Source organism: Micromonospora sp. LOL_015, from assembly GCF_048060275.1.
Classification (GTDB): domain Bacteria; phylum Actinomycetota; class Actinomycetes; order Mycobacteriales; family Micromonosporaceae; genus Micromonospora_E.
This window is the reverse complement of sequence record NZ_JBHMIO010000047.1, coordinates 1-24,753: the sequence shown is the minus strand read 5'-3', so window position 1 is coordinate 24,753 and position 24,753 is coordinate 1. Positions and strand designations below refer to the sequence as shown.

The 24,753-nt window shown below is 70.2% G+C and carries 22 protein-coding genes; 12 read left to right on the top strand and 10 right to left on the bottom strand.

What is annotated here, in order from left to right; translation table 11 throughout:
• Positions 1 to 29 precede the first annotated feature (29 nt).
• The 4 genes from ACFHWU_RS24930 to ACFHWU_RS24915 form a co-directional block, all read right to left on the bottom strand.
• A complete protein-coding gene (locus ACFHWU_RS24930) occupies positions 30 to 731 on the bottom strand; it encodes a LuxR C-terminal-related transcriptional regulator (RefSeq protein WP_416591767.1) in 702 nt (233 codons plus the stop codon).
• Between the two features lie 355 nt (positions 732 to 1,086).
• A complete protein-coding gene (locus ACFHWU_RS24925; RefSeq protein WP_416569356.1) occupies positions 1,087 to 1,257 on the bottom strand; it encodes a hypothetical protein in 171 nt (56 codons plus the stop codon).
• A 36-nt stretch (positions 1,258 to 1,293) separates the two neighbouring features.
• A complete protein-coding gene (locus ACFHWU_RS24920) occupies positions 1,294 to 1,671 on the bottom strand; it encodes a hypothetical protein (RefSeq protein ID WP_416591766.1) in 378 nt (125 codons plus the stop codon).
• Between the two features lie 133 nt (positions 1,672 to 1,804).
• Positions 1,805 to 2,650 carry a hypothetical protein gene (locus ACFHWU_RS24915; RefSeq protein WP_416569358.1) on the bottom strand — a complete coding sequence of 282 codons (846 nt, stop codon included), beginning with the start codon at positions 2,648 to 2,650 and terminating at the stop codon, positions 1,805 to 1,807.
• A gap of 181 nt (positions 2,651 to 2,831) precedes the next feature.
• Between ACFHWU_RS24915 and ACFHWU_RS24910 the strand changes: the two genes are divergently transcribed.
• Positions 2,832 to 3,737, top strand: coding sequence for a hypothetical protein (locus ACFHWU_RS24910; RefSeq protein WP_416591765.1), 906 nt, complete (start codon positions 2,832 to 2,834; stop codon positions 3,735 to 3,737).
• Positions 3,738 to 3,777: 40 nt separating this feature from the next.
• Here the strand turns inward: ACFHWU_RS24910 and ACFHWU_RS24905 are convergent, their stop codons facing one another.
• Complete coding sequence (locus ACFHWU_RS24905) at positions 3,778 to 4,323, bottom strand: carboxymuconolactone decarboxylase family protein (protein WP_416591764.1); 546 nt, start codon at positions 4,321 to 4,323, stop codon at positions 3,778 to 3,780.
• A 202-nt stretch (positions 4,324 to 4,525) separates the two neighbouring features.
• Here ACFHWU_RS24905 and ACFHWU_RS24900 point away from each other — a divergent pair, with 202 nt between their 5' ends.
• Positions 4,526 to 4,828: a hypothetical protein gene (locus ACFHWU_RS24900; protein ID WP_416569361.1), complete on the top strand. Its 303-nt coding sequence runs from the start codon at positions 4,526 to 4,528 to the stop codon at positions 4,826 to 4,828.
• A gap of 181 nt (positions 4,829 to 5,009) precedes the next feature.
• Here ACFHWU_RS24900 and ACFHWU_RS24895 read toward each other — a convergent pair whose 3' ends face one another.
• Positions 5,010 to 5,324, bottom strand: coding sequence for a hypothetical protein (locus ACFHWU_RS24895; protein ID WP_416569362.1), 315 nt, complete (start codon positions 5,322 to 5,324; stop codon positions 5,010 to 5,012).
• Between the two features lie 521 nt (positions 5,325 to 5,845).
• Here ACFHWU_RS24895 and ACFHWU_RS24890 point away from each other — a divergent pair.
• From ACFHWU_RS24890 to ACFHWU_RS24870, 5 genes are all read left to right on the top strand, one after another.
• The gene (locus ACFHWU_RS24890; protein WP_416569374.1) at positions 5,846 to 7,753 is read left to right on the top strand and encodes a CRTAC1 family protein; all 1,908 of its coding nucleotides are present in this window, start codon (positions 5,846 to 5,848) and stop codon (positions 7,751 to 7,753) included.
• Positions 7,750 to 8,745 (top strand): enediyne biosynthesis protein, encoded by a 996-nt coding sequence (locus tag ACFHWU_RS24885; RefSeq protein WP_416569363.1) that lies wholly within the window; start codon positions 7,750 to 7,752, stop codon positions 8,743 to 8,745. Before ACFHWU_RS24890 ends, ACFHWU_RS24885 begins: the two co-directional genes overlap by 4 nt.
• Positions 8,746 to 8,758: 13 nt before the next feature.
• Complete coding sequence (locus ACFHWU_RS24880; protein WP_416591763.1) at positions 8,759 to 14,593, top strand: SDR family NAD(P)-dependent oxidoreductase; 5,835 nt, start codon at positions 8,759 to 8,761, stop codon at positions 14,591 to 14,593.
• 3 nt (positions 14,594 to 14,596) lie between these two features.
• The gene (locus tag ACFHWU_RS24875; protein WP_416569365.1) at positions 14,597 to 15,076 is read left to right on the top strand and encodes an acyl-CoA thioesterase; all 480 of its coding nucleotides are present in this window, start codon (positions 14,597 to 14,599) and stop codon (positions 15,074 to 15,076) included.
• Between the two features lie 92 nt (positions 15,077 to 15,168).
• Positions 15,169 to 15,630: a flavin reductase family protein gene (locus ACFHWU_RS24870; protein ID WP_416569375.1), complete on the top strand. Its 462-nt coding sequence runs from the start codon at positions 15,169 to 15,171 to the stop codon at positions 15,628 to 15,630.
• A 170-nt stretch (positions 15,631 to 15,800) separates the two neighbouring features.
• Here ACFHWU_RS24870 and ACFHWU_RS24865 read toward each other — a convergent pair whose 3' ends face one another.
• Both ACFHWU_RS24865 and ACFHWU_RS24860 read right to left on the bottom strand, forming a co-directional pair.
• Positions 15,801 to 17,171 (bottom strand): cytochrome P450, encoded by a 1,371-nt coding sequence (locus ACFHWU_RS24865; RefSeq protein ID WP_416569366.1) that lies wholly within the window; start codon positions 17,169 to 17,171, stop codon positions 15,801 to 15,803.
• Positions 17,168 to 18,154, bottom strand: coding sequence for a DUF1702 family protein (locus ACFHWU_RS24860; protein ID WP_416591762.1), 987 nt, complete (start codon positions 18,152 to 18,154; stop codon positions 17,168 to 17,170). Before ACFHWU_RS24860 ends, ACFHWU_RS24865 begins: the two co-directional genes overlap by 4 nt.
• Positions 18,155 to 18,479: 325 nt before the next feature.
• Here ACFHWU_RS24860 and ACFHWU_RS24855 point away from each other — a divergent pair, with 325 nt between their 5' ends.
• The 3 genes from ACFHWU_RS24855 to ACFHWU_RS24845 all read left to right on the top strand — a co-directional run bounded on the left by ACFHWU_RS24855 (position 18,480) and on the right by ACFHWU_RS24845 (position 20,958).
• The gene (locus ACFHWU_RS24855) at positions 18,480 to 19,568 is read left to right on the top strand and encodes an SDR family NAD(P)-dependent oxidoreductase (protein WP_416591761.1); all 1,089 of its coding nucleotides are present in this window, start codon (positions 18,480 to 18,482) and stop codon (positions 19,566 to 19,568) included.
• A gap of 37 nt (positions 19,569 to 19,605) precedes the next feature.
• Entirely contained in the window at positions 19,606 to 20,397 is a 792-nt protein-coding gene (locus ACFHWU_RS24850) for a maleylpyruvate isomerase family mycothiol-dependent enzyme (RefSeq protein ID WP_416591760.1), read from the top strand.
• A gap of 405 nt (positions 20,398 to 20,802) precedes the next feature.
• On the top strand, positions 20,803 to 20,958 hold the full coding sequence (locus tag ACFHWU_RS24845) for a hypothetical protein (RefSeq protein WP_416569370.1): 156 nt from the start codon (positions 20,803 to 20,805) through the stop codon (positions 20,956 to 20,958).
• Positions 20,959 to 21,017: 59 nt separating this feature from the next.
• Here the strand turns inward: ACFHWU_RS24845 and ACFHWU_RS24840 are convergent, their stop codons facing one another.
• Together ACFHWU_RS24840 and ACFHWU_RS24835 are read right to left on the bottom strand one after the other, a co-directional pair.
• Positions 21,018 to 21,797, bottom strand: coding sequence for a helix-turn-helix transcriptional regulator (locus ACFHWU_RS24840; protein WP_416569376.1), 780 nt, complete (start codon positions 21,795 to 21,797; stop codon positions 21,018 to 21,020).
• A 450-nt stretch (positions 21,798 to 22,247) separates the two neighbouring features.
• Positions 22,248 to 23,174 (bottom strand): carboxymuconolactone decarboxylase family protein, encoded by a 927-nt coding sequence (locus ACFHWU_RS24835; RefSeq protein WP_416591759.1) that lies wholly within the window; start codon positions 23,172 to 23,174, stop codon positions 22,248 to 22,250.
• Positions 23,175 to 23,618: 444 nt separating this feature from the next.
• Here ACFHWU_RS24835 and ACFHWU_RS24830 point away from each other — a divergent pair, with 444 nt between their 5' ends.
• Complete coding sequence (locus ACFHWU_RS24830) at positions 23,619 to 24,218, top strand: carboxymuconolactone decarboxylase family protein (protein WP_416569372.1); 600 nt, start codon at positions 23,619 to 23,621, stop codon at positions 24,216 to 24,218.
• Between the two features lie 25 nt (positions 24,219 to 24,243).
• Positions 24,244 to 24,753, top strand: a 510-nt coding sequence (locus tag ACFHWU_RS24825; RefSeq protein WP_416591758.1) for an SDR family NAD(P)-dependent oxidoreductase, incomplete at its 3' end; no start/stop codon positions are given.

Genomic DNA, 24,753 nt, shown 5'->3' with positions numbered 1-24,753 from the left:
GGCTGGCCCCGACCGTCGGCGCTGCCGGCCTAGGCGTGCTGGGCGCCGGCTGAGGTCCGGGCGCGCGGCCGGACCTGCTCCCGGGCCTCGGGTGCCAGCCGGGGTGGCCAGCTGCCGGGCACCAAGACCCCGCAGTGGTACGCCCAGGCAACCAACGCGGTCCGGTTGGTGACCCGCGCCTGGCGCAGCAGCGCGGTCACGTGGTACTCGACGCCCTTGCGGCTGAGGTGCAGACTGGCGGCCAGTTCAGCGGTCGAGGCGCCGCCGGCCAGCCCTTCCAGCACCCGGGCACCTACCTCGGTCAGCTGCGGGCGGCGTACCCGGTTCTCCGGGGTGAGCAGCATCAGCACCGAGTCGGCCGGCGGATCCGTCCCGCGTACCGCCACGGCGGTGATGTGGCTGGAGGCGAGGCGGCCGTCGGTGGTGGTCACCTCGGCCAGGCCGACGAAGTGCGGGTAGGCGTCGGTCAGCAGGATGCTGAACCGGTGGCGGAACCAGGCCCGCCGGTCCGGGTGCAGCACCAGCTCGAACGGACGTCCGGCAAGCTGCGCGCCCGACCAGCCGATCCACCGGGTCAGGCCGGCCGAGACGCGCACCACCCGGCCGTACCGGTCGAGCTGCAGGGCCCGGGCGTCGGGCCGGAGCCGGAGCCCACCGATCAGGTCGGGGTCGGCGCCGGCTGCCAGGCCGGGTTCCGTACGGGCAACGCTGGTGATACTGGCAGTCTCCACAGAAGGTACGTTGCCCGGCTCGACTGCTCATTCGGCAGTCCATTCTCTGCTTGCTTCGACCCGGTTGCTGCCTGCTTCGGCCCGGTTGTTCCAACTTTAGGCCCGGTTCTCACTTACCGCAGTCGATGAACTACTCGGTGCACGTGGCGCAGTCGGTCAACGCACACCCACCTGATGCGCCGTGATCGTGTCAGCCGGGCGCCGGCCGCTCCACCTGCTACTGGGCAGTACCCCAAGAATGTGTGCCAAGGGATGTCACCGACGAGGGCGTCTCGCACGTTGCCGCCGGCGGCGACGCGGCACCCAGTTGGCCTCGGCGGGACCAACCCGGGCCTGGAAGGTGACAATGACGACCTCAACGACCGGCGGCCGGGCCGACGCCGCCACCGACCCACTGGTGCGGATCGCGGTGCGCAGAACTGCCGTACCGCCGGTCCGGCTCGCAAAGCACCAGGACGGCGAGAAGCTCGAGCACGATGATGCCCGCCATCACCAGCAGCGGGACGTGCCATGGTTCTATCTGCACGACGTACCACTCCGGACCGGGCCACCGCCACCGCGGTCAGGCCAGCGCGCTGGTCATCTCCACCGCCTCGCGCACTCTGACCAGGTGCGGGATCGAGGCCCGCAGGTTCGGGTCGTTGTACGCGCCGATCGCAGTCGGCGCGATGCCGTGCGAGGCGAGGATCTTCTGCGCACCTTCGCTGGTGACGAACCAGATGAACGCCAGGGCGCGGTCGACGTAGCGCGAACCGGCGACAACGGCCAGGCTCTGCCCGCCGAGGATGCCCTGGCTGAACGTCAGCACCTTACCGGCGTCAGTCACGTCCTTCAGCGGCTGCGGCGCGGCTCTCCACAGCTCGACGTCGGTGGAGATCCGGTCGGCGGGCCGCTTGGCGACGGCGCGTTCCAGGACGTTGCCCCCACCATGATCGACCAACAGCGATGGTTTTGTACGTCACACTACGTGTCTGCGTCAAGGCTGCTACGCGGCGCGGTCAGGGACGACTGCAACGGCACCGCGTCGGAACGGGTTCACGTTCAGGACGAATTCGTGTCGGGACGGACTCACGTCAGGACGGCAGTCGCATCGTCGACATGAACGTGGGCAACAGCCACGGCCGCCGACCGCCGACCGCCACCTTGCGGCCGAGCGCCGCCCGCAGCCGACCCACCCGGCCGAACAGCATCAGGTTGAACGTCGCCGGGTCGTAGCGCAGCCGCACGTCCGGCCTCGGGTCGACCGGCTCCAGCAGTACCCGGCCGTCGACCAGGGCCAGGGTGGTCTGACCACCGGTACGCGGGTGGAAGGTCACCGAGATCCGTCCGGCGCGGACCGGCCGGTCGTGGTCGAGCAGCCGGCCGTAGCCGCAGCGGGTGACGCCAGCCAGGAAGACGTCGACGAACAACGCCGCCTGATGCGGGTCGGTGTGCCAGCGTCCGCCGACCGACCGGGCGATGTCCCAGGCGTGGATGTTCATCTCGTTGAGCAGATGGGAGTAGAGACCAGCGACCGGCAGCTGGGCGGCGCCGAGCCAGCTCACCTCGTGATCCGGGTCGGTGGTGTCGGCCAGCCGGGTCAGCTCCGCGACGTCGGCGCGCATCCGGGCCGACATCGCCGGCACGTCGCGCTCGGTAAACTGTGCCAGCACCCGCCGGTTCATCTCGGCGACGGTGTCGACCGTCGTCGTCGCCCGCAGCTCGTTGATTTCCGGCACCGGCAGGTTCGGGACGCCGCCGGTGACCAGCGCGATGTCCATCGCGGTGATGGTGGCCAGATGGGCCATGGTGTCGGCGAGGCTCCAGTGGGCGGTCACCGGGTGGTCGGCGGGCGCGCCGTCCACCAGGGTGAGTAGCCGTCGTAGCACGTCTGGAGCGGAGGTGGCGGCACACCGCCACTGGTCCGAGGTGACCGACATGGCTCAATCCTGGCCGTTGCCGGTGTCGCGGAGTTGTCGCGGATTGCCGTCTTGGGCGTCATCCGCGTCGATCAGCACCATGCGGGGCAAGATCTGAGAGGACAGCAGCGTCCGCCACACAAATGATCGGCGCATGGCTATCTTCAGGAGTGGATCTCCACAGCCTCAGACCATCCCACCGGTGTCCGGCTATCCGGCCCCGATCGCCCGGACCCGGATCGCGCTGCTCGGCGCCGCGGCCGGAGTGCTGCTCGCGGTGCTCTGGTCGTACGACTTCGTCGACCACGTGATCGGTGACAACGTCGCGAACGCACTGCTCGGTCACGACGCCAAGGCGACCGCGATCGGCGGTACCGTCGCCGGCCTGGTGTTCGCGTTCGTGACCGGGCTGGCCGGCACCTTCACCGCCTGCAACGTGGCGATGGCCGCGTCGATCGGTCCGATGAGCCAGGCCAGCGGCGGCGCGGCGACCCGCGCCGGGCTGCGCAGCCTGCTGCGGCCGATCGGCTGGCTCACCCTCGGCATGGTCGCCGTCGCCGGGGCGTACGGCTTCATCGGGGTGCTGCTCGGCGACCGACTGCCGCAACTGTCCACCGGCTCGGCCGGCGGGCTGCCGGTACGCCTGATCCAGTCCATGGTGGTATTCGGGCTGATCGGGCTGGCCTTCGCCTACCTCGGGCTCGCCGCGCTCGGCGTACTGCCGGATCCGTTCGCCCGCCGCCCGGTGGCCCGGGTGGTCACCCTCGGTGCGCTTGTCGGCGGCTTCCTGATCGGCCGGCCGTACCCGCTGTTCAACAAGCTGTTCGTCTGGGCGGTGGACAGCGGCAATCCGCTGTACGGCGCCGGTGCGTTCGTCCTGCAGTCGCTGGGCAACATCGTCATTGTCTCGGCGGTGTTCGCGCTGCTCGTCATGGTCACCCGGGGCGGGCTGATCCGCTGGCTGGCCGCCGATCCGGCCCGGACCGCCGCAGTCACCGGCGGGCTGCTGATAGCGCTCGGTGTCTTCATGGTCGTCTACTGGGACGTACGGCTGCCGGCGATGTTCGGCTACGGCTGGTTCCCCACCATGCCCTACACCAGCCGCTGAGCTGCCGGCGGCTGCGGTAACGGGTGACGCGTGCGCAGGGTCAACCGCCGTATCCGTTGGCGACCACCTGCTTTGCCCGCTCGGCGTAGGCGCCCGGGTCGGCCGGCAGCACCGTACCGAGTCCGTCCACGTAGCGGTTGAACATGCAGAACGCCGCCGCGATCAGCACCGTGTCGTGGACCTCCAGGTCGGTGGCGCCGGCCGCTCGGGCGGCGTCGACTAGCGCGGCGTCGACCTGCCGGCCGCCGCGCACAACGGCACCGGCGATCTTCAACAGCGCGCGCAGCTTCGGCGTGACCGCGGCGCCGTCGACGTCCACCTGGACCGCCTGCACCATCGGCATTCCACCGTCGAGTTGCGCGGCGGCGAACGCCGAATGCGAGGCGGAGCAGAACGAGCATTCGTTGCGCTGCGACACGTACGCCGCAATCAGCTCACGCTCGCCCGTGCTAAGCGTCGGGTGCGGCGCGTGCAGCAGCACCTCGGCGAGCGCGCCGAGCGGGGCGGCGGTCTCCGGCCGGTACCGGAACAGGCCGGTGATCCCCGGGTGCTCCGTCTCGTCCAGACCCAGATCGATGTGTGCCATCCGGCGGCCTCCTGAGGCGCTCGTCCGCCGCCGCTCGGCGGCACGGTCCCAACGGGATGATGCCGCAGCTTCCCCCGACGAGGTTCTTCCAAAGTGCCCAACGGTCACCCGGCGGCCAGACCAGCCAACTTGGGCACGGACAGCGACGGGGTGGGCACGCTAGCGGATGGCACCGGACGTGCGCCGGTGCCACGATCGCCGCATGGCTGACTTGGACAAGCTCCGGCGCGCTGCGGGGGGCCAGGCGACGGAGATGGTACGGGGACTCGGCACACCGGTGGCCGCCAAGTCCCCGCCCGGCGCGGTACGGCTGCTGCGGGTGGCCGGCGAGATCACCCCGCTACAGGTGGAGACCCGCACCGAGCCGTGCGTCGGGCACACCGAGCTGGCGATCTGCGCGCTGCATGTGCACGTGGAGATGCCCGACCGGGAGCAGGATACCGATGGTGGATGGTCTCGGGCGACGCGTCGGTCATGGATTTCTCTCCGGTCAGAATATCCATGATATTTGATGATAAATGAGAATGAGTCAATCGGTCGTACGGATCATCGACGACCATGCGAGGGGCGGTTGCGCGGCCCCGCCCGGGATCCCGGTCACCGGGCCACGGTGGACGGCCTAGGGCACCCGGATGCCCGGCCGTGGTGGACGGGCCGGGCGCCCGGGATCGCCGCTGCGGCCGAGGTCAGGCCGCCTGGGTCGCCGGTTCGCGCCGGCCACTGACCTTCGCCGGCGGCATCGGGCCGCCCTTCGCGGTGCCGGACATCTCGTCACCGTCGATTACCACATCGAACACCAGGTTCATCCGGATCGGCTTGGTGATCGACTGGAACCAGGACAGCCGGTCGTCGGCCAGCTGCAGGTCCTGCAGTACCAACTCCTCCTTTTCCCCACGGGAGATCCCCTGCAGCGCACCGTCCTTGGTGAACAATTCGAGCACGGTGTGCCGGGTACCCAGCGGGGTGGACACGGCGACCTTCCAGAATCCCTCGACAGACACGACGGCTCCTTCTCTGCGCGGTGAGCCGGACAGCCGACCGCAATACGACGGTGCACGGTGCCCGGATGACGCGTCATGCGACACCTCACTCAGGCTAGCCAGCTCCCGCTGCCGAGGGTTTCGCAATATTGCCGTCTTTTCGTCCGAGCCGATCGGCGACGGATTGTGACAGATCCCGGGAATGCAGCGAATCACCGGAGGCAATGTGAAAGAAGCGCTACACCGTACGGCCGTCGGACGATGATCCCGGTGGCCGACCGCGCCGCGCGGCCTCCCCATCTCCACCCACCCTCGGCTTCAGGAGGATCCCCCGGCGAGCCGGGAGCTACGAGAGCTCCCGTTCACCGCACGCCATTTCCGGAAATTCATCGGATCGGCGTTGCGGCAACGACGTCCGCCCTGTCAACTCCGTCGGCCTGGACAACAGCCGATGGTTCCCGCAGTAAGGAGACCAGACCGTGCTGGGTCAACGCCTGCGCTCGATCAGCCCCGGGATAACGGCGATTCTACTTCTCGTCGTGATGTTCTTCGTCATCGACGCTCGCGTGTCGGTGGCCGGCGCTGACGAGGTTGCCCAAAAGTACCGGTTCACCGAGCTTGAGATCGACTATCCGGAAGGTTACGACCAACTACCTAAACGGAACATCCGTGAGGTCAACGAGTCGTACCACAAGATCCGGTCCTGGATCTCCTCGGTGGGCGCGAGTATCGCCGTCAACGACCTGACCGGCCACGGGGTGGCCAACAGTCTGTGCTTCGTCGACGTGCGGACCAACGAGGTGGTGGTCACCTACGCGCCGACCGCACCGGCCGCCGACCGGTTCGAGCCGTTCCTGCTTGACCCGGCGCCGCTGCCGATCGACCAAACGATGGCACCGATGGGCTGCGTACCAGGTGACTACAACCTGGACGGTCGAATGGACATCATGGTGACCTACTGGGGCCGGGTGCCGATCCTGTTCCTGCGCATGGCCGGCACCGAGCTGCCCGCCAACGACGCGTACCACCGGCAGGAGATCCTGCCGCAGGACTCGCCGGACGGCCGGTACCACGGGCCGAAGTGGCACACCAACGCCGCCACGGTCAACGACTTCGACGGCGACGGCAAGCCCGACGTGGTGATCGGCAACTACTTCCCGGAGTCCGACGTGCTCAACCCGGACGGCCAGGACAACGTCGAGATGAACGACTCGCTCTCCACCGCCACCAACGGCGGCGGGCTGCAGGTGCTGCGCTGGCATGCGGCCACCGCCGGCGAGACGCCGTCGGTCACCTTCGTGCCGGAGCGCGGCGCGGTCCCGTTCGCCAAGAGCACCGGCTGGACCCTGGCGCTCGGCTCCGCCGACCTGACCGGTCGCGGCCTGCCGGACATGTATGTGGCGAACGACTTCACCTTCGACGCCCTGCTGCACAACGTCTCCCGCCCCGGTCGGATCAAGTTCGAGGCGGTGTACGGCGAGCGCAGCCACGGTACGCCGAAGTCGTTCCAGCTGGGCAAGGACTCGTTCAAGGGGATGGGCGTCGACTTCGGCGACCTGAACGCCAACGGCAGCTTCGACATGGTGGTCTCCAACATCACCACCGCCTGGGGGCTGGAGGAGAGCAACTTCGTCTGGGTGAACCAGGCCGGCTCCGAGGAGGAGGCCCTGCAGAGTCTCTCCGCCGGTACCGCGCCGTTCATCCAGCAGGCCCGGCCGCTGGGCATGGCCTGGAGCGGCTGGGGCTGGGACGTGAAGTTCGGCGACTTCCGCAACGACGGTGATCTGGAGGTCGTGCAGACGCTCGGCTTCGTCAAGGGCGACATCGACCGGTGGCCGTGGCTGCAGGAGATGGCGATGTCCAACGACAACCTGCTGTCCAACCCGGCGATGTGGCCGAACATGCAGCCCGGCGACGACATTGCCGGCGACCAGCCGCTCGCCTTCTTCGCCCGCACCGACAGCGGCGAGTTCACCAACATCACCGAGCAGCTCGGCCTGGACGTGCCGATCCCGACCCGCGGCATCGCCACCGCCGACACCCGGGCGACCGGCGCGCTCGACCTGGCCGTCGCCCGGCAGTGGGCCGCCCCGGCGTTCTACACCAACGAGGCACCGGACCGCGGCGACTACCTCAACCTGCGGCTGTACCGACCGACACTGGACGGCACCGACGCCAACCTGCCCGGTACGCCGGCCTACGGCGCCACCGTCACGGTCACCACCGCAGACGGACGCCGGCAGGTCTCCCAGCTCGACGGCGGCAGCGGCCACGGCGGCAAGCGCAGCTTCGAGGTCCACCTCGGGCTCGGCGACGCCACCGGCCCGGTCACCGTCGACCTGCGCTGGCGTGACCTCGACGGCGATCTGCACAGCATCACCCAGCAGCTGTCGGCCGGCACGCACACCCTCGTGCTGACCGACCGTGTCCAGGAGGTTCCGAACCGATGACCACGACCGCCGAACGCCAACAGACCATCGGCACGACGACGGCCCCCGCCGGCCCACCCACGCCGGCGGCGAAGGAGCCGGACCGCCGCTACCTGGCGCTGCGCAACTTCGCCATCTCGATGACCGTGTTCAACATTCTCGGGTACACCGTCCTGGGCTTCGAGCAGCCGTGGCTGTGGCCGATCCTGGCGGTGCTGGTTGGCTACGCCACCGAGCTGGTCTTCGAGACCCTCAGTGCCCGGATGCAGCAGCGGGCACCCCGGTACGCCGGACGCGGCGGTCGTGGCATGTACGAGTTCCTGCTGCCCGCCCACATCACCGCGCTGGCCTGCAACATGCTGCTGTACGCCAACGACATGTTCCTGCCGATCGCGTTCGCGGTGATCGTCGGGGTCACCGGCAAGTACGTCTTCCAGGCCCCGGTGTACGGCCGGATGCGGCACTACATGAACCCGTCCAACCTGGGCATCACCGTTGCCCTGGTCTGCTTCGGCTCGTGGATCTCGATCGCCCCGCCGTACCAGTTCACCGAGGGTGCCAACACCTTCTTCCGGATCATGATCCCGATCATCATCGTCACCGCCGGTACGGTGATCAACGCCATGCTGACCCGCAAGGTGGCGTTGATCGTCGGCTGGCTGGGCGGCTTCGCCATCCAGGCGCTGCTGCGGCACTGGATCTGGGACGTGGCGCTGTTCTCCGCGCTCGGCGTGATGGCCGGGGTGGCGTTCGTGCTGTTCACCAACTACATGATCACCGACCCGGGGACCACCCCGGTCAAGCCGATCCACCAGTTCATGTTCGGGTCGTCGGTGGCCATGGTCTACGGCGTACTGATGCTGTTCAACGTCGTCTACACGCTGTTCTTCGCCGTCGTCGTGGTCTGCGGCGCCCGCGGCATCTACTGGTGGATGGTTCACCTGCGCAAGCGCGCCCAGCAGCAGGCGGCGGTGGCACCCGCCCCCGCGCCGGTGGCCGGCGCGACGGCGTGAGGGAAGGTATCTGATGAGTGACCGTATCGCGGTGGTCGGGATCGCCTGCCGGTATCCCGACGCCGACTCCCCCAACCAACTGTGGGAGAACGTACTCACCGGCCGCAGGGCCTTCCGCCGGCTGCCGGACGAGCGGATGAACCACGAGGACTACTACTCCCCCGACCCGGCCGCGCCGGACCGGTTCTACTCGGCCAAGGCGGCGGTGCTGGAAGGGTTCGAGTTCGACCGGGTCAAGTACCGGATCGCCGGAAGCACGTTCCGGTCCACCGACATGACCCACTGGCTGGCCCTGGACACCGTCGCCCGAGCCCTGGCCGACGCCGGCTTCGCCGACGGCGAGGGCCTGCCGGCGGCCAGCACCGGCGTGGTCATCGGCAACACCCTGACCGGCGAGTTCAGCCGGGCGAACCTGCTACGGCTGCGTTGGCCGTACGTGCGACGCACGGTCGGCGCGGCCCTGCGCGAGCAGGGCTGGGACGACACCGCGGTGACCGCCTTCCTGGACGACCTGGAGCCGCGCTACAAGGCACCGTTCCCGCCGATCGACGAGGACACCCTCGCCGGTGGACTGGCCAACACCATCGCCGGGCGGATCTGCAACCACTTCGACTTCAAGGGCGGCGGGTACACCGTCGACGGTGCCTGCTCGTCGTCGCTGCTGTCGGTGGCCACCGCCTGCAACGCGCTGAGCAACGGCGAACTGGACGCGGCGGTCGCCGGCGGGGTGGACCTGAGCATCGACCCGTTCGAGGTGATCGGGTTCGCCAAGACCGGCGCGCTGGCCACCGCCGAGATGCGGGTGTACGACCGTAACTCCAACGGCTTCTGGCCCGGTGAGGGCTGCGGCATGCTGGTGCTGATGCGCGACGAGGACGCCATCGCCCGGGGCCTGCGTCGGCACGCGGTCATCGCCGGCTGGGGCTACTCCTCCGACGGCAAGGGCGGCATCACCCGGCCGGAGGCCAGCGGCCACCGGCTGGCCATCCGGCGGGCGTACCAGCGGGCCGGCTTCGGCATCGACACGGTCGCCTACCTGGAGGGGCACGGCACCGGGACCGCCGTCGGCGACGCCACCGAGCTGCGCGCGTTCACCGAGGCCCGCCGGGAGGCGGCGCCGGAGGCCGAGCCGGCCGCGATCAGTACGGTCAAGGGCAACTTCGGCCACACCAAGGCCGCCGCCGGGGTGGCCGGCCTGCTCAAGGCGATCCTGGCGGTCCGCCAGCAGGTGATCCCGCCGGCCACCGGGCACGTCGAGACCCACCCGGAACTTGACGTCGAGCAGCCCGCGCTACGGGTGCCGGACAGCGCCGAGCTGTGGCCGGCGGACAAGCCGATCCGGGCCGCGGTCTCCTCGATGGGCTTCGGCGGCATCAACGCCCACGTGGTGGTGGAGTCCGTCGAGACCAGCCGGCGGACCCGGGTCGGCACGGCGACCACGGCGCTGGTCCGGTCCCGGCAGGACACCGAACTGCTGCTGTTCGACGCCCGGACCCCGCAGGAGCTCGGCGAACGGCTCGCCGGGCTGGCCCCGTGGGTGGCCCGGCTGTCCTACGCCGAGCTCGGCGACCTGGCCGCCGCACTGGCCGGGCAGCTGGCCGGCCAGCCGGTCCGGGCCGCGGTGGTCGCCGGCTCCCCGGAGCAGGCCGCCGCCCGGCTCAGCCGGCTGGCCGAGGCGGTCGCCGCCGGCGAACGTACGGTGATCGACGCCACCGACGGCGTGTTCCTCGGCGCCGCCGGCGGTAACCCGCGCATCGGGTACCTGTTCCCCGGGCAGGGTGCCGGCCGGCGGGCCGACGGTGGCGCACTGCGTCGCCGGTTCGCCGACGTCGACGCGCTGTACCGGACCTACCAGCCGCCGGCCGGCACCGACCTGGTGGCCACGGCGGTCGCCCAGCCACGGATCGTCACCGGATCGGTCGCCGGTCTGCGGGTGCTGTCCATGGTGGGCATCGAGGCTTCCGGTGCCGCCGGGCACAGCCTCGGTGAGCTGACCGCGCTGCACTGGGCCGGGGCGATGGACGAGCCGACGCTGCTGGCCACGGCCGCCGCCCGGGGCCGGATCATGGCCGACGCCAGCGCCGGTGACGGCACCATGGCCAGCATCTCCGCGGCACCCGAGGTGGTGCAGCCGCTGCTGTCCGGTACGGCGGTGGTGATCGCCGGCTACAACAGTCCGCAGCAGACCGTGGTCTCCGGCCCGGTCGTCGCAGTCGAGCAGGTCGGTGCCCGAGCCGAACGGCAGGGCCTGTTCTGGACCCGGATCGCCGTGTCACACGCCTTCCACTCCGAGGCGGTCGCCCCGGCCGCGGTGGCGTTCGGTGAACACCTGGCCGGTCAGTCGTTCACCCCGCTGGCCAGGTCGATGGTCTCCACCGTCACCGGTGAGCCGCTGCCGGCCGACACCGACGTCGTCGACCTGCTGCGTCGGCAGGTGCTCGACCCGGTGCGGTTCACCCAGGCGGTGGGCCGGCTGGCCGAAACCAGTGACCTGCTGCTGGAGGTCGGCCCGGGCCGGATCCTGCGGGGCCTGGCAGGCGAAATCGCCCCGGACGTGCCGACGATCTCGCTGGAGACCGACAGCCTGTCGCTGTCCGGGCTGCTCAACGCCGTCGGGGCCGCGTACGCGCTGGGCGCTGCGATCGACCACGATGCGTTGTTTCAGGACCGGTTCACCCGGCCGCTGGAACCCGGTCGGCCGCTGCGCTTCCTCGCCAGCCCGGCCGAGTCGGCCCCGGCCGGCGACTTCGCCGTCGCCCGGCAGGCCGGAGCCCAGCCGACCGATCACGCCCCGGGATCCGCGAACGGCTCCCGGGACCAGGCGGCGGTGCGCTCCAGTGCGGACAGTCTCGAGGTGCTCCGTCGGCTCGCCGCCGAACGGGCCGAGCTGCCGCTGGAGGCGGTACGCCCGGACAGCCGGCCCCTCGACGAGCTGCATCTGAGCTCGATCACCGTGGGCCAGATCGTCAACCAGGCGGCCCGCGAGCTCGACGTACCGGCGCCGACGCTGACCTCCAGCTACGCCACCGCGACGGTGGCCGAGATCGCGCAGATCCTCGACGACGCCGCCGGTGCCGCACCGGCCGACGACGACGCGGAGCCGGTCGTCGCCGGAGTGGCCCCCTGGGTCCGGGCGTTCGCCGTGGACCTGGTGCCGACCTCGCCTGCCCCGTCCGCCGGGTCAGGTGTCGACGGTGACTGGCAGGTCTTCACCGCTGGCCACAATCCGTTCGCCGAGCCGCTGACGGCGGCGCTACGGACGGCCGGAGTGGGCGACGGGGTGCTGCTCTGTCTGCCCCGCGACGGTCAGCCGGAGCACGTCCCGGTGCTGCTGCGGGCCGCCCGCGCGGCGCTGTCCGCCGGTGGGCCGGTCCGGTTCGTCGCGGTCGGTGACCGGCGGTCCGCCGCTGGTCTGGCCAAGACGCTGCACCAGGAGCATCCGGAGATCGCCACCACCGTAGTGCTGCTGCCGTTGCCGGAGCACCCGACGGACGACGACGATCCGGCGGCCCGGGACGACGTGGTGCGCCGGATCGTCGCCGACGTCGGTGCGACGACCGGGTTCAGCGAGGTGCACTACGGCGCTGGCGGTGAGCGGTACGAGCCGGTGCTGCGTCCGATCCAGCTGCCGCCCAACGGCGGGGCCGGGATCGGCCCGGACGACGTACTGCTGGTCACCGGCGGCGGCAAGGGCATCACCGCCGAGTGCGCCTTGGCGCTGGGCCGGGACACCGGCACCGCGGTCGGCCTGCTCGGCCGCTCCGACCCGGCCGACGACGCGGAACTGGCCGCCAACCTGGACCGGTTGCGGGCCGCGGGCGTCCGGTTCCACTACGCCCGCGCCGACATCACCGCGCTGGACCAGGTGAAGGCTGCGGTGAACGCCGTCGAGCAGGCGCTCGGTCAGGTCACCGGGGTGCTGCACGGCGCCGGGCGCAACGAGCCGACGCCGTTGGCCGCGCTCGACGAGGCCGCGTTCCGCCGTACCCTGGCTCCAAAGATCGACGGCCTGGACGCGGTGCTCGCCGCTACCGACCCGCAGGCGCTGCGGCTGCTGATCACCTTCGGCAGCATCATCGGTCGGGCCGGGCTGCGAGGCGAGGCGCACTACGCCACCGCCAACGACTGGATGACCGACCTGACCCGCAAGGTCGGCGAGGATCACCCGCACATCCGCTGCCTCGCCCTGGAGTGGTCGGTGTGGTCGGGCGCCGGTATGGGTGAACGGCTCGGGGTGCTGGAGTCGCTGACCCGCGACGGCATCTCCCCGATCCCGGTCGAGGACGGCATCGCGATCCTCAAGGAGGTGCTGGCCAGCCCGTCCGCGCCGCAGGCGATGGTGGTGATGAGCCGCTCCGACGGGCTGCCGACGGTCACCATGGAGCGGCGGGAGCTGCCGCTGCTGCGCTTCGTCGACCGGCCGCAGGTGCACTACCCGGGCGTTGAGCTGATCGTCGACGCCGACCTGACCGCCGACGACGACCTCTACCTGCCGGACCACCTGCTCGACGGTGACCTGCTGCTGCCGGCGGTGCTCGGCATGGAGGCGATGGCCCAGGCGGCGCGGGCGCTGACCGGGCGGATCGAGACGCCGGTGCTGGAGAACGTCGAACTGCTCCGGCCGATCGTGGTACCGCCCGACGGCAGCAACACCATCCGGATCGCGGTGCTCGCCGCGCCGGACGGTGCCGTCGACGCGGTGGTCCGCAGCAGCGACACCGGGTTCACGGCCGACCATTTCCGGGCCAGGCTGCGCTACGACCTGCCGGCCCGTCCCGAGGTACGGCCGGCGACCGGGGACACCGAGCTGGTGCCCATCGACCCGGCCAACGAGTTGTACGGGCCGGTGCTGTTCCAGGGGTCGCGCTTCCAGCGGCTGCGGGGCTACCTGGATCTGGCCGCCACCAGCTGCGTGGCGCGGGTGTCGAACCGGTCGGTGGCGCCGTGGTTCGCCCGGTTCCGGCCGGGTGAGCTGGTGCTCGGCGACCCCGGCACCCGGGACACGGTGATGCACGCCCTGCAGTGCTGCGTACCGGACGCCACGCTGCTGCCGGGGGCGATCGAACGGCTGCACCTGGCCGACGCGAAGGTCGCCGCCACCCTGGACGCCGTCACCATCCACGCGCTGGAGCGATCCCGGGAGGGCGACACCTACCTGTACGACGTGGACGTCTGTGACCCGGACGGCAACCTCGTCGAGCGGTGGGTGGGGTTGCGGCTGCACGCCGTACGCAAACTGGACGGTTCCGGTCCGTGGCTCCCGGCACTGGTCGGTCCCTACCTGGAGCGACGGGTCGGCGCGTTCCTGCCGACCGACCTACGGGTGGTGGTCCGCCCGGACGACCCGCAGGCGACCGAGGTGGCCGACCGGCGGGAGCAGACCCGCAAGGCGGTCAGCTGGGCGCTGGGCGGCGACACGCAGGTGCGCTACCGGCCGGACGGAAAACCGGAGGTCACCGGCGGGCCGCAGATCTCGGCGTCGCACGGCGCCGGGGTGACCTTGGCGGTCACCGGCCCGGCGGCGGTCGGCTGCGACGTCGAGGTGGCCGCCGGCCGCACCGACGAGGAGTGGGCCGATCTGCTCGGCGCGGAGAACCTGGCGCTGGCCAGGCTGGTCGCCAGGGAGCACGGCGAGGAGTTGTCCGTGTCGGCGACCCGGGTGTGGGGCGCGATCGAGTGTCTGCGCAAAAACGGCCACGCGCGGGTCGACTTGGCAGCCGAGCCGAGCGCACCGGCCGGCTGGGTGGCGCTGCGGTCCGGGACCACCCGGATCGCCACGTTCACCACCGCGCTGCAGGGCGTCGACGACCCAGTGGTCTTCGCGATGTCCGCCGACGGAGGCAGGTGAGTCATGGAGTCCTACTACGAGTACCGGCACCTGGTGGGTTTCGAGGAAACCAACCTGGTGGGCAACGTCTACTACGTCAATTATCTGCGCTGGCAGGGCCGGTGCCGGGAGATGTTCCTGCGGGACCGCGCGCCGGAGGTGCTGGCCGACATCCGCGACGATCTCAAGCTGTTCACCCTCAAGTGCGAGTGTGAGTTCTTCGCCGAGATCAGCGCCTTCGACGAGCTGTCGATCCGGATGCGGTTGGAGGACCTGACCCAGACCCAGATCGGCTTCGCGTTCGACTACGTCCGGCTGCGGGACGGCTTCGAGGAACTGGTCGCCCGCGGCCGGCAGCGGATCGCGTGCATGCGCGGACCGAACACCGGCACCCGCCCGGCCCGGGTGCCGGACCCGTTGCGGATCGCGCTGTCGCACTACGCCGTCAGCGGCGGCAACGGCAACGGGCAGCGCCGGGTGCTCGAAGACGTCAGGGAGGGCTGACCGTGGCTACTGACAAGCAGACCGCGCCGGGCACCGTGCCGGCCGGTTCCAACGGTACGGACAGGGGCGACCACGCCGAGCTACGGACCGTCATGGGCATGTTCGCCACCGGCGTCACCCTGGTGACGTCCGGGACCGACCTGCCACACGGGATGACCGCGAACGCGTTCACCTCGGTGTCGCTGGACCCGGCGTTGGTGCTGGTGTGTGTCAAGCGCACCGCTGTCCTGCACGCCACGATCCTGGCCCAGGGCACCTTCGCGGTGTCGATCCTGGGCTCCGACCAGGAAGGGCTGGCCCGCTACTTCGCCAGCTCGTCCCGACCGCGGGACGAACGGGAGTTCGAGACAGTCGACCACTGGGCGGGGCGGCACACCAGCGCCCCGATCATCTCCGGCAGCCTGGCCTGGGTGGAGTGCAAGCTGGCCGCCGTCTACGACGGTGGCGACCACTCCATCTTCCTCGGCTCGGTGCTGGGCACCGGCCGCGGCGATAGCCGCGACGCGCTGTTGTTCCACGGTGGCCGTTTCGTCGAGGTCGCCGACCGAGGCTGATCCGACCCGCCACCCGACCGGGCGGTCCCGCGCGCAGCGGGACCGCCCGGTCCTTTCATGGGTGCTCGGCTCGGCCCCTGTCGACCTCAACGGCGCCGCGGTCGACCGCCGGACACGACGCAGCCGGCGCTCGCAGGTGCGAGCGCCGGCTGCGTCAGATGGGCGGCCGGTCAGGCTTCGTGGACCCGCATCGGCAGGCCGCCCCGGACCCGCAGGGTCAGCATCGGTTCGGGGACCAACCGGTAGCCGGGCTGCACCGACAACCGCAGCCGGCGCGCCACGCAAGCGATCACGAAGACCGCCTCCATCAGCCCCAGGTTGTTGCCGACGCAGAACCGCGGGCCGGCGCCGAACGGAATATACGCGTACCGGGGCCGGTCGGTGCCGCGGTCGGGATCGAACCGGTCCGGGTCGAACCGGTCCGGATGCGGCCAGAACTCCGGATGCCGGTGCAGGGTGTACGGGCAGAGCACCAGGTCCGCGCCGGCCGGCACGTGGTAGCCGCCGACGACGTCGTCGCCCTGGGCGATCCGGGGTAGCAGCCAGACCGGCGGGTAGAGCCGCATCACCTCGTCGACGACCATCGCGGTATACCGCAGCGCGTGCAGATCCTCGTAGACCGGCGTCCGGTCGCCGAGCACCTCGACCGCCTCGGCGTGCACCCGCTCCCAGACGTCATGATGCCGGTCGAGCAGATGAAAGGCCCAGGTCAGCGTGCTGGCGGTGGTCTCGTGGCCGGCCAGCAGCAGGGTCACCAGCTCGTCGCGCATCCGCTGCCGGCCGACCCGCGGGTCGGCCTCCTCGCTGGTCGATCCGATCAACCGGGACACCACGTCGTCGCGTTCGGCAATCCCACCGGCTGCCCGTCGCCGGGCGACCAGCTGGTCGACGACGTCCTGCAACTCGGCGCGGGCGCGACGGAACCGCCGCTGCCGGCGCAACGGCACCCAGGTCGGCACCGCGCCCAGCGACATCATCTCAAAGATGGCCTGGTCCTGGACGGCTTCGAACGCGTCGCCGATGCCGCCGAACTCACTCAGGTCGGTGTCGAGCAGCGTCCGCCCCAGCACCCCGAGGGTCAGGTCGGTCATCTCGTGCCGGATGTCGACCGGTTCGTCGCGGCCGACCATGGTGTGCAGCCGGTCGGCCAGCCCGACCGCCTCCTCGGCGATCGCGCCGGCCTGTCGGGCGATGCGCCGGGCCTGGAACACCGGCTGAATCGTCTTGCGCTGCTTGCGCCACAGCTCGCCTTCGCTGGTCAACAGGCCGTCGCCGAGGGTACGGCGGGCGTGGACCAGCCCGATCCCCTTGTGGTAATTGCCCGGGTTCTCGGCAAGCACGTGCTTGGCGTGGTCGGGGTGGTTGAAGAAGTACAGCGTCTTCGGCCCCAGCGGCAGCCGGACGGCGTCGCCGTAGCGGGCCGACACCGACCGCATCACGTCCAGCCGGTTGCGGGCCATCCGGGCCAGCAGGGCCGGTGCCGACCAGGGTGACGGCCCAGGGGGACGCAGCCGGCTGGGCTGGTCGGCGAGCGCGGTCACGGCTGCGCCCCGACGTCAGCGCGGAACCGTGCGGCGATCGCACACCGCCAGATCTCGTACGCCGGCAGGTCGGACTCCGCCGTGACGGGCGGGATCTCCTCGTCGGTGATCTTGGCCGCCTCGGCCGCGCCGGTGCGGCAGAACACCTCGGTAGCCAGCTCGGTGTGCGGCGTCAGCAGCCCGGCACGGATCCGGGCCTGGGCCGCGAACGCGCTGGCCTGGGCGACGAACGGGGCATGGTCACCGGAGCGGCGCAGGAAGAGGGCGAGTTCCTCCTCGGTGGCGCCACCGGCGTAAGTCGCGGCCAGGCCGGCACCGCTGTACAGGTCCTGGTGCCGGGTGGCCGGGAACGCGTCGATCAGGTCCGCAGCGCGCGCCGGGTCGGAACCGGCGACGAACCAGATGGCCCGGCCGATGCCCTGGTCGACGACGCGGTCGGCGTACCACGTCGGGCCTTCCGGCGGCCAGGGGAAGCCGCGTACCGTCCGCCGGTTGACGACGTACTCGGCGGTGTGGAAGTACGCCTGATGGAAGCCGTACCCGTCGAGCACCAGCCAGCGCAGCAACGGGTCGGTGGCGGCGGCGCTGGCCCGGCCCCAGAGGAACCGGGGCAGCCGGGCCATCGCCCAGCCGATGCCGACGTACGCCATGTAGACGTGCCGGTCACCGGTCCCGGCGAGGAACTGGGCGCTGCGTCGGGGTTTCCCCGGAGTGATCGCGTCGACCAGGGCGAAGCCCATCGCCGCGCCCTCGTAGGCGAACCCCTGGAAGCGGGTCGGCAGCGGAGCGAGGTCGGTGTCGACGTCGGTGACCCGCCGGGCGCCGGCGGCCGAGGAGAGCCCGGCGAGGAACGCGGCACCGACGGATTCCAGGACCTCAACTACTTCCGGCCCTTTGTCGTGGAAGCCGCGAACGGATACCCGGGTCTGCGAAATGTCAGGGGTCAGGACTCGTTTCCGGAGTCCTCGGATGATTTCGGTCACCTATCGCTCCCATTCATCCAGATCAGACAAGCATCATCATTGATCGTCCCGGTGTGACCGTGTGGCCGCCACTCCCCGATTGCCCTGTGACCTGCGGATAGATAGCGTCAACAACGGCACTATGAGAGAAGACCACCGCCACTCGAAGGGGCACGATCGGACCGGACAGACACCAACGAAATCGTCGTACGACACACCGAGCGACGACCTGTACTGGCACTCCACGCCGGTACGGGAGATTTGTTTTGCTCAGGCGCCGCTATCGGCCCGGTCGGCGCACGATATCCGGCCGTGGCGCATGGGTGGATTCCAAATGGAGGGGACGATGTTGGTCCTGGTCACCGGCGGCACCGGATTCGTCGGCGCGCACACGGTCGCGGCGACGGTCGCCGCCGGCCACCGGGTCCGGGTGCTGGCCCGCGAGGCGGCCGGGGTGGCCCGGGCGGTTGCGCCACTGGGGGTGCCCGACACGGCGGTCGACGTGGTGGTCGGTGACGTCACCGACCCGGACGCGGTCGACCGGGCGGTCCGGGGCACCGACGCGGTGGTGCACGCCGCCTCGATCTACTCGTTCGACAGCCGGCGGCACGCCGCTACCCGGCGGACCAACGTACGCGGCACCGAGCTGGTGCTGGCGGCGGCGCGTGACCTGGGGGTGGCCCGTACGGTGTACGTGTCCACGGTGGGCGCGTTGCTGCCGGCGGCCAGCTCGCCGCTCGGCCCGAGCGCTACGCACGGCCCGAGTTCGCTGCTCGGCCCGCGCTCACCGGTCGGCGTCGCCAGCGAGCCCTACCTGGCCAGCAAGGCGGCGGCGGAACGGATCGCCCGCCGGCACCAGGAGCAGGGCGCGCCGGTGGTGATCAGTTACCCGCCGGCGCTGCTCGGTCCGGACGACCCGAAGATCGGCGACCAGACCGCCCGGCTGCGGTACGTGCTGCGCGGCATGATGCCGGTCTGGCCGACCGGCGGTTTCCCGGCCGGCGACGTCCGCGACACCGCCGCCCTGCACGCGGCGCTGCTCACCGCGCCGAGCGACGGCCTGGACCGGCACTTCGGGCCGGGACGGTATGTCAGCACCCGCGACTACGTGGCCACCGTCCGCGCGGTGACCGGGCGACGGCTGCCGACGGTGTTTCTGCCGGCTCGGGCGATGTTGCCGTTCGCCCGGCTCACCGACCTGGTGCAACGGGTCTGGCCGTGGCATATCCCGGCCGAGTACGGAGCCTGCTACGTCTGCGCCTGCGCGGCCCACCCTCCGCAGGACGCGCCGTTGATCGGACCGCCCGCCCGCCCGTTCGACCGGACGGTCGCCGACACGGTGCGTTGGCTGCACCGGACCGGGCGGCTCTCCGCCGGGCAGGCCGGGCGGGCGTCGACCGACCCGGCCGGACAGCCATCGGCCGACCGACAGTGATCCGCCGTGGTGACACGGCCGTACCAGGGAGGCAAGCATGTCCGTAAGCGACTCCGTTCGCGCCGAGTCGGATTCCTCGGGCGCCGGACCGGAACCCGCCGGACCGACTCCGGCCGGACCGGCTGCGGCCGGGTACCGGCAGGTCCGCCGGAACGTTGCCGAGCTACTCACCGCCGGTTCGCCGGACCTGGCCGCAGCCGTACCCGGCTGTCCGGACTGGAACATCGCGGACCTGGCCAGCCACCTGGTCCAGGTCTGTGCCCGGGTGCATGAGCGGATCACCTCGGGCGAGGCGGCGGCGGAAGGCACCGGCGGCGGACCGGCGGCCGGCGTCCAGTTCTCGCTGCTGCCGGCGGACCGCGCGACCGCACCGCTGCCGGCTGGCGGGATCGGCGAGCTTCTCGACGACTGGACGCGGTTGAGCGGGCCGGTCGAGCAGTTCCTCGGCGAGCCGTTCTCCGTCCGGCGGGGCATCCTCGTGATGGACGCGTTCACCCATGAGCTGGATCTGCGTCAGGCGCTCGGGATGGATCCGCCGGCGCCGGAGCACCCGGCGCTGCCGGTGGCGATGGGCATCCTGGCGAAAGGACTTTCGCTGTCGACCCGCAACCGTGGCCTGCCGGCCCTGCGGGTCGAGACCGACCTCGGCCAGTGGCCGGTCGGCGATGGTGCGCCGGCCGCCACCGTCGCCGGCTCCTGGCACGACGTCTACCAGGCGATGTCCGGCCGGCTGACCGAGGATCGGATCCGCGCGCTGCGCTGGAACGCCGACCCGGCACCGTGGATCACGGCGTTCACCTGGGGACCGTTCGTCGTCCCCGGCCGCTGACGGCAGCGACCAGCGTCACTGACGCAGGGATTGTTGCCTCGCCCGGGTCCTGGTGCGTACCCCCGTGAGGGCGGTGTCACCTCATCTGGTCGGCGCTACGCGATTGAGCTTGCTGCCGCAGGTGCCTCTTGATGCACCTGCGGCAACACGTATCCGAAGCACCTGTGGAAGACGACGCTGAGCTACACCGCTCGGTTGCCCGGCCGGCAGCATGTGCCGCCGGCCGGGCAACCGCAGGCCCTCGGGTCATCAGAGTCCTTCCGTGGATACTCCGGCGTTGCGGCCGGGGAGGAAACGGAACCCCCTGCGGAGCAGGACAGGGAAAGTCGATCCGCCGCCGAGGCGGATCGACGTCCACCGCACACCAACCCCACGGCTCACGACCGAATCGCTAGACTGTCGACTGTGTCCGAAACCGTGAAGCGGGCGTTCAGGTACCACCTCGGTCACCTCCTCGCCGCGACTGCCGTCAACGTCATCCGCATCGACGCATGGCTCACCGACACGGCCCTCGGCCGCACCAGAACCAGTCACCTCACCCAACTCGACCTCGCCGGCTGACAGGCGGTACATCATGTCTTGGCCGTTCCCCAACGGAGTCCTTTAGGGCGGGGAGGAAGTCAAGATCGGATCGCGCCGACCACCCGGGTCCGACCGGCGACGCGCCGTTCGTCACGGCTACGGGACCGACGGCCACGAGAACCGGTCACGTGCCCGTCGAGCTCGGGCAGTGCGATCAGGATGGGTAGGTCGAAGACGCCGGTGGCGTGCAACTCCAGGTCGACGGTGAGATCGGTGCCGACCGTCACCGACAGCGGCTCGTGCGCGCCGACCGCGAGCGGACGTCGGGTCGACGGGCGGGCGGTGATGTCGTCCAGCGCGATCGCGGCTGCCCTCAGGTACCATTCGCCTTCCGGGACGTCGGTGAGCAGGTAGTTGCCGGACGCCTCGAGGATGTCGCAGGCGGCGGGCAGCCCCTGCACGATCGGGCTGTCGAACACTCCGACGTAGACCTTGACTGGGACGTCGATCGGCGGCAGCACGACCTTTCCGCTGATCGTGGCAGCTCGCCGGCTGCCGGCCGACCGGGGCTGGGACAGCTGTGGGATGCCGTGCTCGGCGAGCCACCGGTAGCGTGCCGGTGAGATGCCGACGCTGCGGGTGAACCGGCTGATGAAGGTGCCCAGACTGTTGTAGCCGACGGCGTAGGCGATGTCGGTGACGCTCATGTCGGTCTCCAGCAGCAGGTGTTTCGCCTTGTACAGCCGGATCGCTGTCAGGAAGCGACCGGGCGACGTGCCCGTCTTGGACCGAAACAATCTAGAAAAGTAGAAACGACTCAGAAAGGCAGAATCGGCCATAGCGTCGAGTGAGAGCGGCTCGTGGTAGCGGTCCCACATGATGGCAATAGCCCGTTCGACGGCGTTAGGCACTGCGGATCAACTCCATTCGGCTGTAGACGACGAGGTCGCCTCTCGAACAGTGCGCTCGCGCGCTGGTCACCCATTACGGATTCCGGGAGCATCGACACAAACCTGTTGCCCCAGTTCAGACGCACCACCGTGCCACCACCACCCTGACTGCGGCTGACGGCAGTGATGCACTGAGGGTAATCACCAACACGCTGCTTGGCTGCGCGACGGCTCACGGGAGGCAGGAAGTGTCGAACAACGCTCCACCATCTAGGCCCTGACCGGTCTGGATGACTTAAGACCCTACCATGAATCGAGGACAATAAGTGCGGCCAGATTTCGATGTTCTTGCTCTATCAATGGCCGAGCGTCGATCACCATCCGTAGCGGGTACCCGCATTACTGGGCGATGCCCTTTCTGTCCGAACGGAATGTCGCCTACCCCCGCATCGGGAGCAAATTGCCCACCCGGCGGGCCGCCGCCATCGCCGCCCATGAGGAGAGTTCGACCAACGTACGGTCGCTGGCGCCGACCTGTCGGCAGCGCTCAATGACGGCAGGGTCCACCTGGTAGGAGGCGAAGGCGACCAGCAGCGCCAACCGGGCCAAGGGCCGCTGGCCGGCGGGCAACGGAGCGATCAGCTCCTCGACCCAGACCCGGCTGATTCCGCGTGGCCCGCCGTGCCATCGGGCAAGGTTGTCCGACACCAGGGCGCGGATGTTCGCCGGCAGCGCGCGGGCGCCGGCGTCGTCGATCGCGGCGCAGGCCCGCGCGTACGCCTGGGCCACAGTGTCGTTGCCGGCCGCCCAGGACAGGTCGGCGGGCAAATCGGCGGCGGGCAACAGCCCGAGGGCGGCACCGGGTAGGTGCGCCTGCCGGGCAGCCGCGGCCATCTGCCGACCGAGTATCCAAAGCACCGGCGGCAGCGTGAACTCCGGCACCCCGGGCGGTAGCGGTATGTCACGGAGGAACACGTTCACCATCCGGTTGAGGTAGTGCAACAGCACCGCCACACCGGCCAGGTCGGCGAACTGCTCGGCCGGAATCTGGGGATTGACCGGCTTGCCGGGATTATCCACCGACATCACCCACTCGACGACGACGTCCAGTTCCGGGTCATCCGTCGCGAGCTGGTCGCGCCGGCGCGGACCCAGCACGGTGAGCGCACTGTTGTGGATCATCGCGCAGTACGGGCAGGCGTTACTGGCCGAAACGGCGGTGGCCACCGCCTCCTTGGCCGCCCGGGACGCCAGCCCGGGCACGATCAACGTCTCGCGCAGCACCAACCACGCCGCGGCGAGCATCTCGGGCGCCGCAGCGTGCAGGGCCACCGGCGGCGCGAGCACCCCGAAGTCGCCTTCCATCTGTCGGTACACCTGAGATACGAGACCACTCGCCCTTCCTCGCCGCACTGCGGAGACGTAGCGAATCTGAGTCAGCCCCAGGCTGCTCAGCACCGGACGCATCAGACTTCCCGGCATCATGACCTCATCCGTTCCAATTGATTGGTGACAGGCTATCGGTTGATACTGCCACGTAGCCAGAGCTATCGGAGATCGCGCTCCTCTTTCGCCGGTCTTCAAAATGGTGCCCCGACTAGGCAATCTGGGAGAGCACGGCGCCCTGCCACACGTGCCATCATGAGGCGACCAAAATGCCTGTCGACCGTTGCCACAGGCGCTGCCCTGCTCCGCCGTGCGCCACCGTCACGGCTGGCACGGCAGGTGTCGTCCCCGGTTCGGGTCTGGTGTGGAGAGTTGACGCACGGGCAGGCCCGGCACCCGCTCACCCACTGAGGAGAACACTCAATGGAAACGACGACAAAGCAGCCGGGAATCCGGGTCCTGCTGATTGACGAGGAGCATGCCGAAGGCCGCACCGCCGAACTCTACGAGCAGATCAAGGCGGTCACCGGGCTGCCGTTCGTGCCGGACATGTTCCGGCTCACCTCGACCAATCCCCGGCTGCTCGAGGTAGTTGTCGCTGGCTACGGGGGAATCTTCAAGGGCGATACCCTGCCCCGCGACCTCAAAGAGTTGATTTCGGCCTGGACGTCCAAACTGAACGGCTGCCCGTACTGTGTGGGCACGCACAGCTGGTTCCTCAGCGAGTTCGGCGGCAGCGAGGAGCTGGTCGAAGCCGTCTCGACTGCCTCGACCGCGGAGGAGTTGCCGGTCGACGAGCGGACCCGGCCGCTGATGAAGCTGGTCGAAAAGGTCAGCACCGGCGCGTACAAGATCACCGACGCCGACTGGGAACGGGCCGCTGCCGCCGGTTGGAGCGACGCCGAGATGCTCGAGGCGGTCTTCTGCGCCAGCCTGTTCGCCTTCATCAACCGGCTGGTCGACGCGACCGGGTTGGGTACGTCGACCGACCGCAGCCGGATCGCCCGACAGGGCGACGAGTGACCTCCGGTCGGGAAGGAGTCCGGTCGTGACACAATCCCGCGCGATCCTGCTGACCGGTGCGTCGTCAGGCACCGGCATGTCATCCGGCTCGGGCCGGGCGGCCGCACTGCGCCTGCACCGGGCCGGCTGGCCGGTCTACGCCACCGGCCGCAACGTCGACGCGCTGGCCGATCTGGCCGCCGAGGGCATCACCGTGATGCATCTCGACGTCACCGACGAGGAGTCGATGGCCGCCGCGGTCAAACGGATCACCGACGAGCACGGCGCAGTCGGTACGTTGATCAACAACGCGGCGTACAGCCTCAACGGCACCATCGGGGAGACCCCGATGGACGAGGTGCGCGCCCAGTTCGAGACGAACGTCTTCGGTCTCTGCCGGCTCACCCAGATGGTCCTGCCTGGGATGCGGGAGCAGGGCGGTGGCCGGGTGGTGCTGATGTCGTCGATCTTCGGGCTGTTCGCGACGCCAGGTCGGGGCTACTACCAGGCCACCAAGCACGCGTTGGAGGCGATCGGCGACTCGCTGCGGCACGAG

Coding starts and splice junctions, on each gene's coding strand:
- ACFHWU_RS24835 (WP_416591759.1), bottom strand. CDS start 23,174: ATGGAAGGCGACTTCGGGGTGCTCGCGCCGCCGGTGGCCCTGCACGCT.
- ACFHWU_RS24915 (WP_416569358.1), bottom strand. CDS start 2,650: ATGTCGGTCACCTCGGACCAGTGGCGGTGTGCCGCCACCTCCGCTCCA.
- ACFHWU_RS24875 (WP_416569365.1), top strand. CDS start 14,597: ATGGAGTCCTACTACGAGTACCGGCACCTGGTGGGTTTCGAGGAAACC.
- ACFHWU_RS24870 (WP_416569375.1), top strand. CDS start 15,169: ATGGGCATGTTCGCCACCGGCGTCACCCTGGTGACGTCCGGGACCGAC.
- ACFHWU_RS24880 (WP_416591763.1), top strand. CDS start 8,759: ATGAGTGACCGTATCGCGGTGGTCGGGATCGCCTGCCGGTATCCCGAC.
- ACFHWU_RS24890 (WP_416569374.1), top strand. CDS start 5,846: ATGTTCTTCGTCATCGACGCTCGCGTGTCGGTGGCCGGCGCTGACGAG.
- ACFHWU_RS24905 (WP_416591764.1), bottom strand. CDS start 4,323: ATGGCACACATCGATCTGGGTCTGGACGAGACGGAGCACCCGGGGATC.
- ACFHWU_RS24850 (WP_416591760.1), top strand. CDS start 19,606: ATGTCCGTAAGCGACTCCGTTCGCGCCGAGTCGGATTCCTCGGGCGCC.
- ACFHWU_RS24855 (WP_416591761.1), top strand. CDS start 18,480: ATGTTGGTCCTGGTCACCGGCGGCACCGGATTCGTCGGCGCGCACACG.
- ACFHWU_RS24840 (WP_416569376.1), bottom strand. CDS start 21,797: ATGTGGGACCGCTACCACGAGCCGCTCTCACTCGACGCTATGGCCGAT.
- ACFHWU_RS24885 (WP_416569363.1), top strand. CDS start 7,750: ATGACCACGACCGCCGAACGCCAACAGACCATCGGCACGACGACGGCC.
- ACFHWU_RS24830 (WP_416569372.1), top strand. CDS start 23,619: ATGGAAACGACGACAAAGCAGCCGGGAATCCGGGTCCTGCTGATTGAC.
- ACFHWU_RS24900 (WP_416569361.1), top strand. CDS start 4,526: ATGGCTGACTTGGACAAGCTCCGGCGCGCTGCGGGGGGCCAGGCGACG.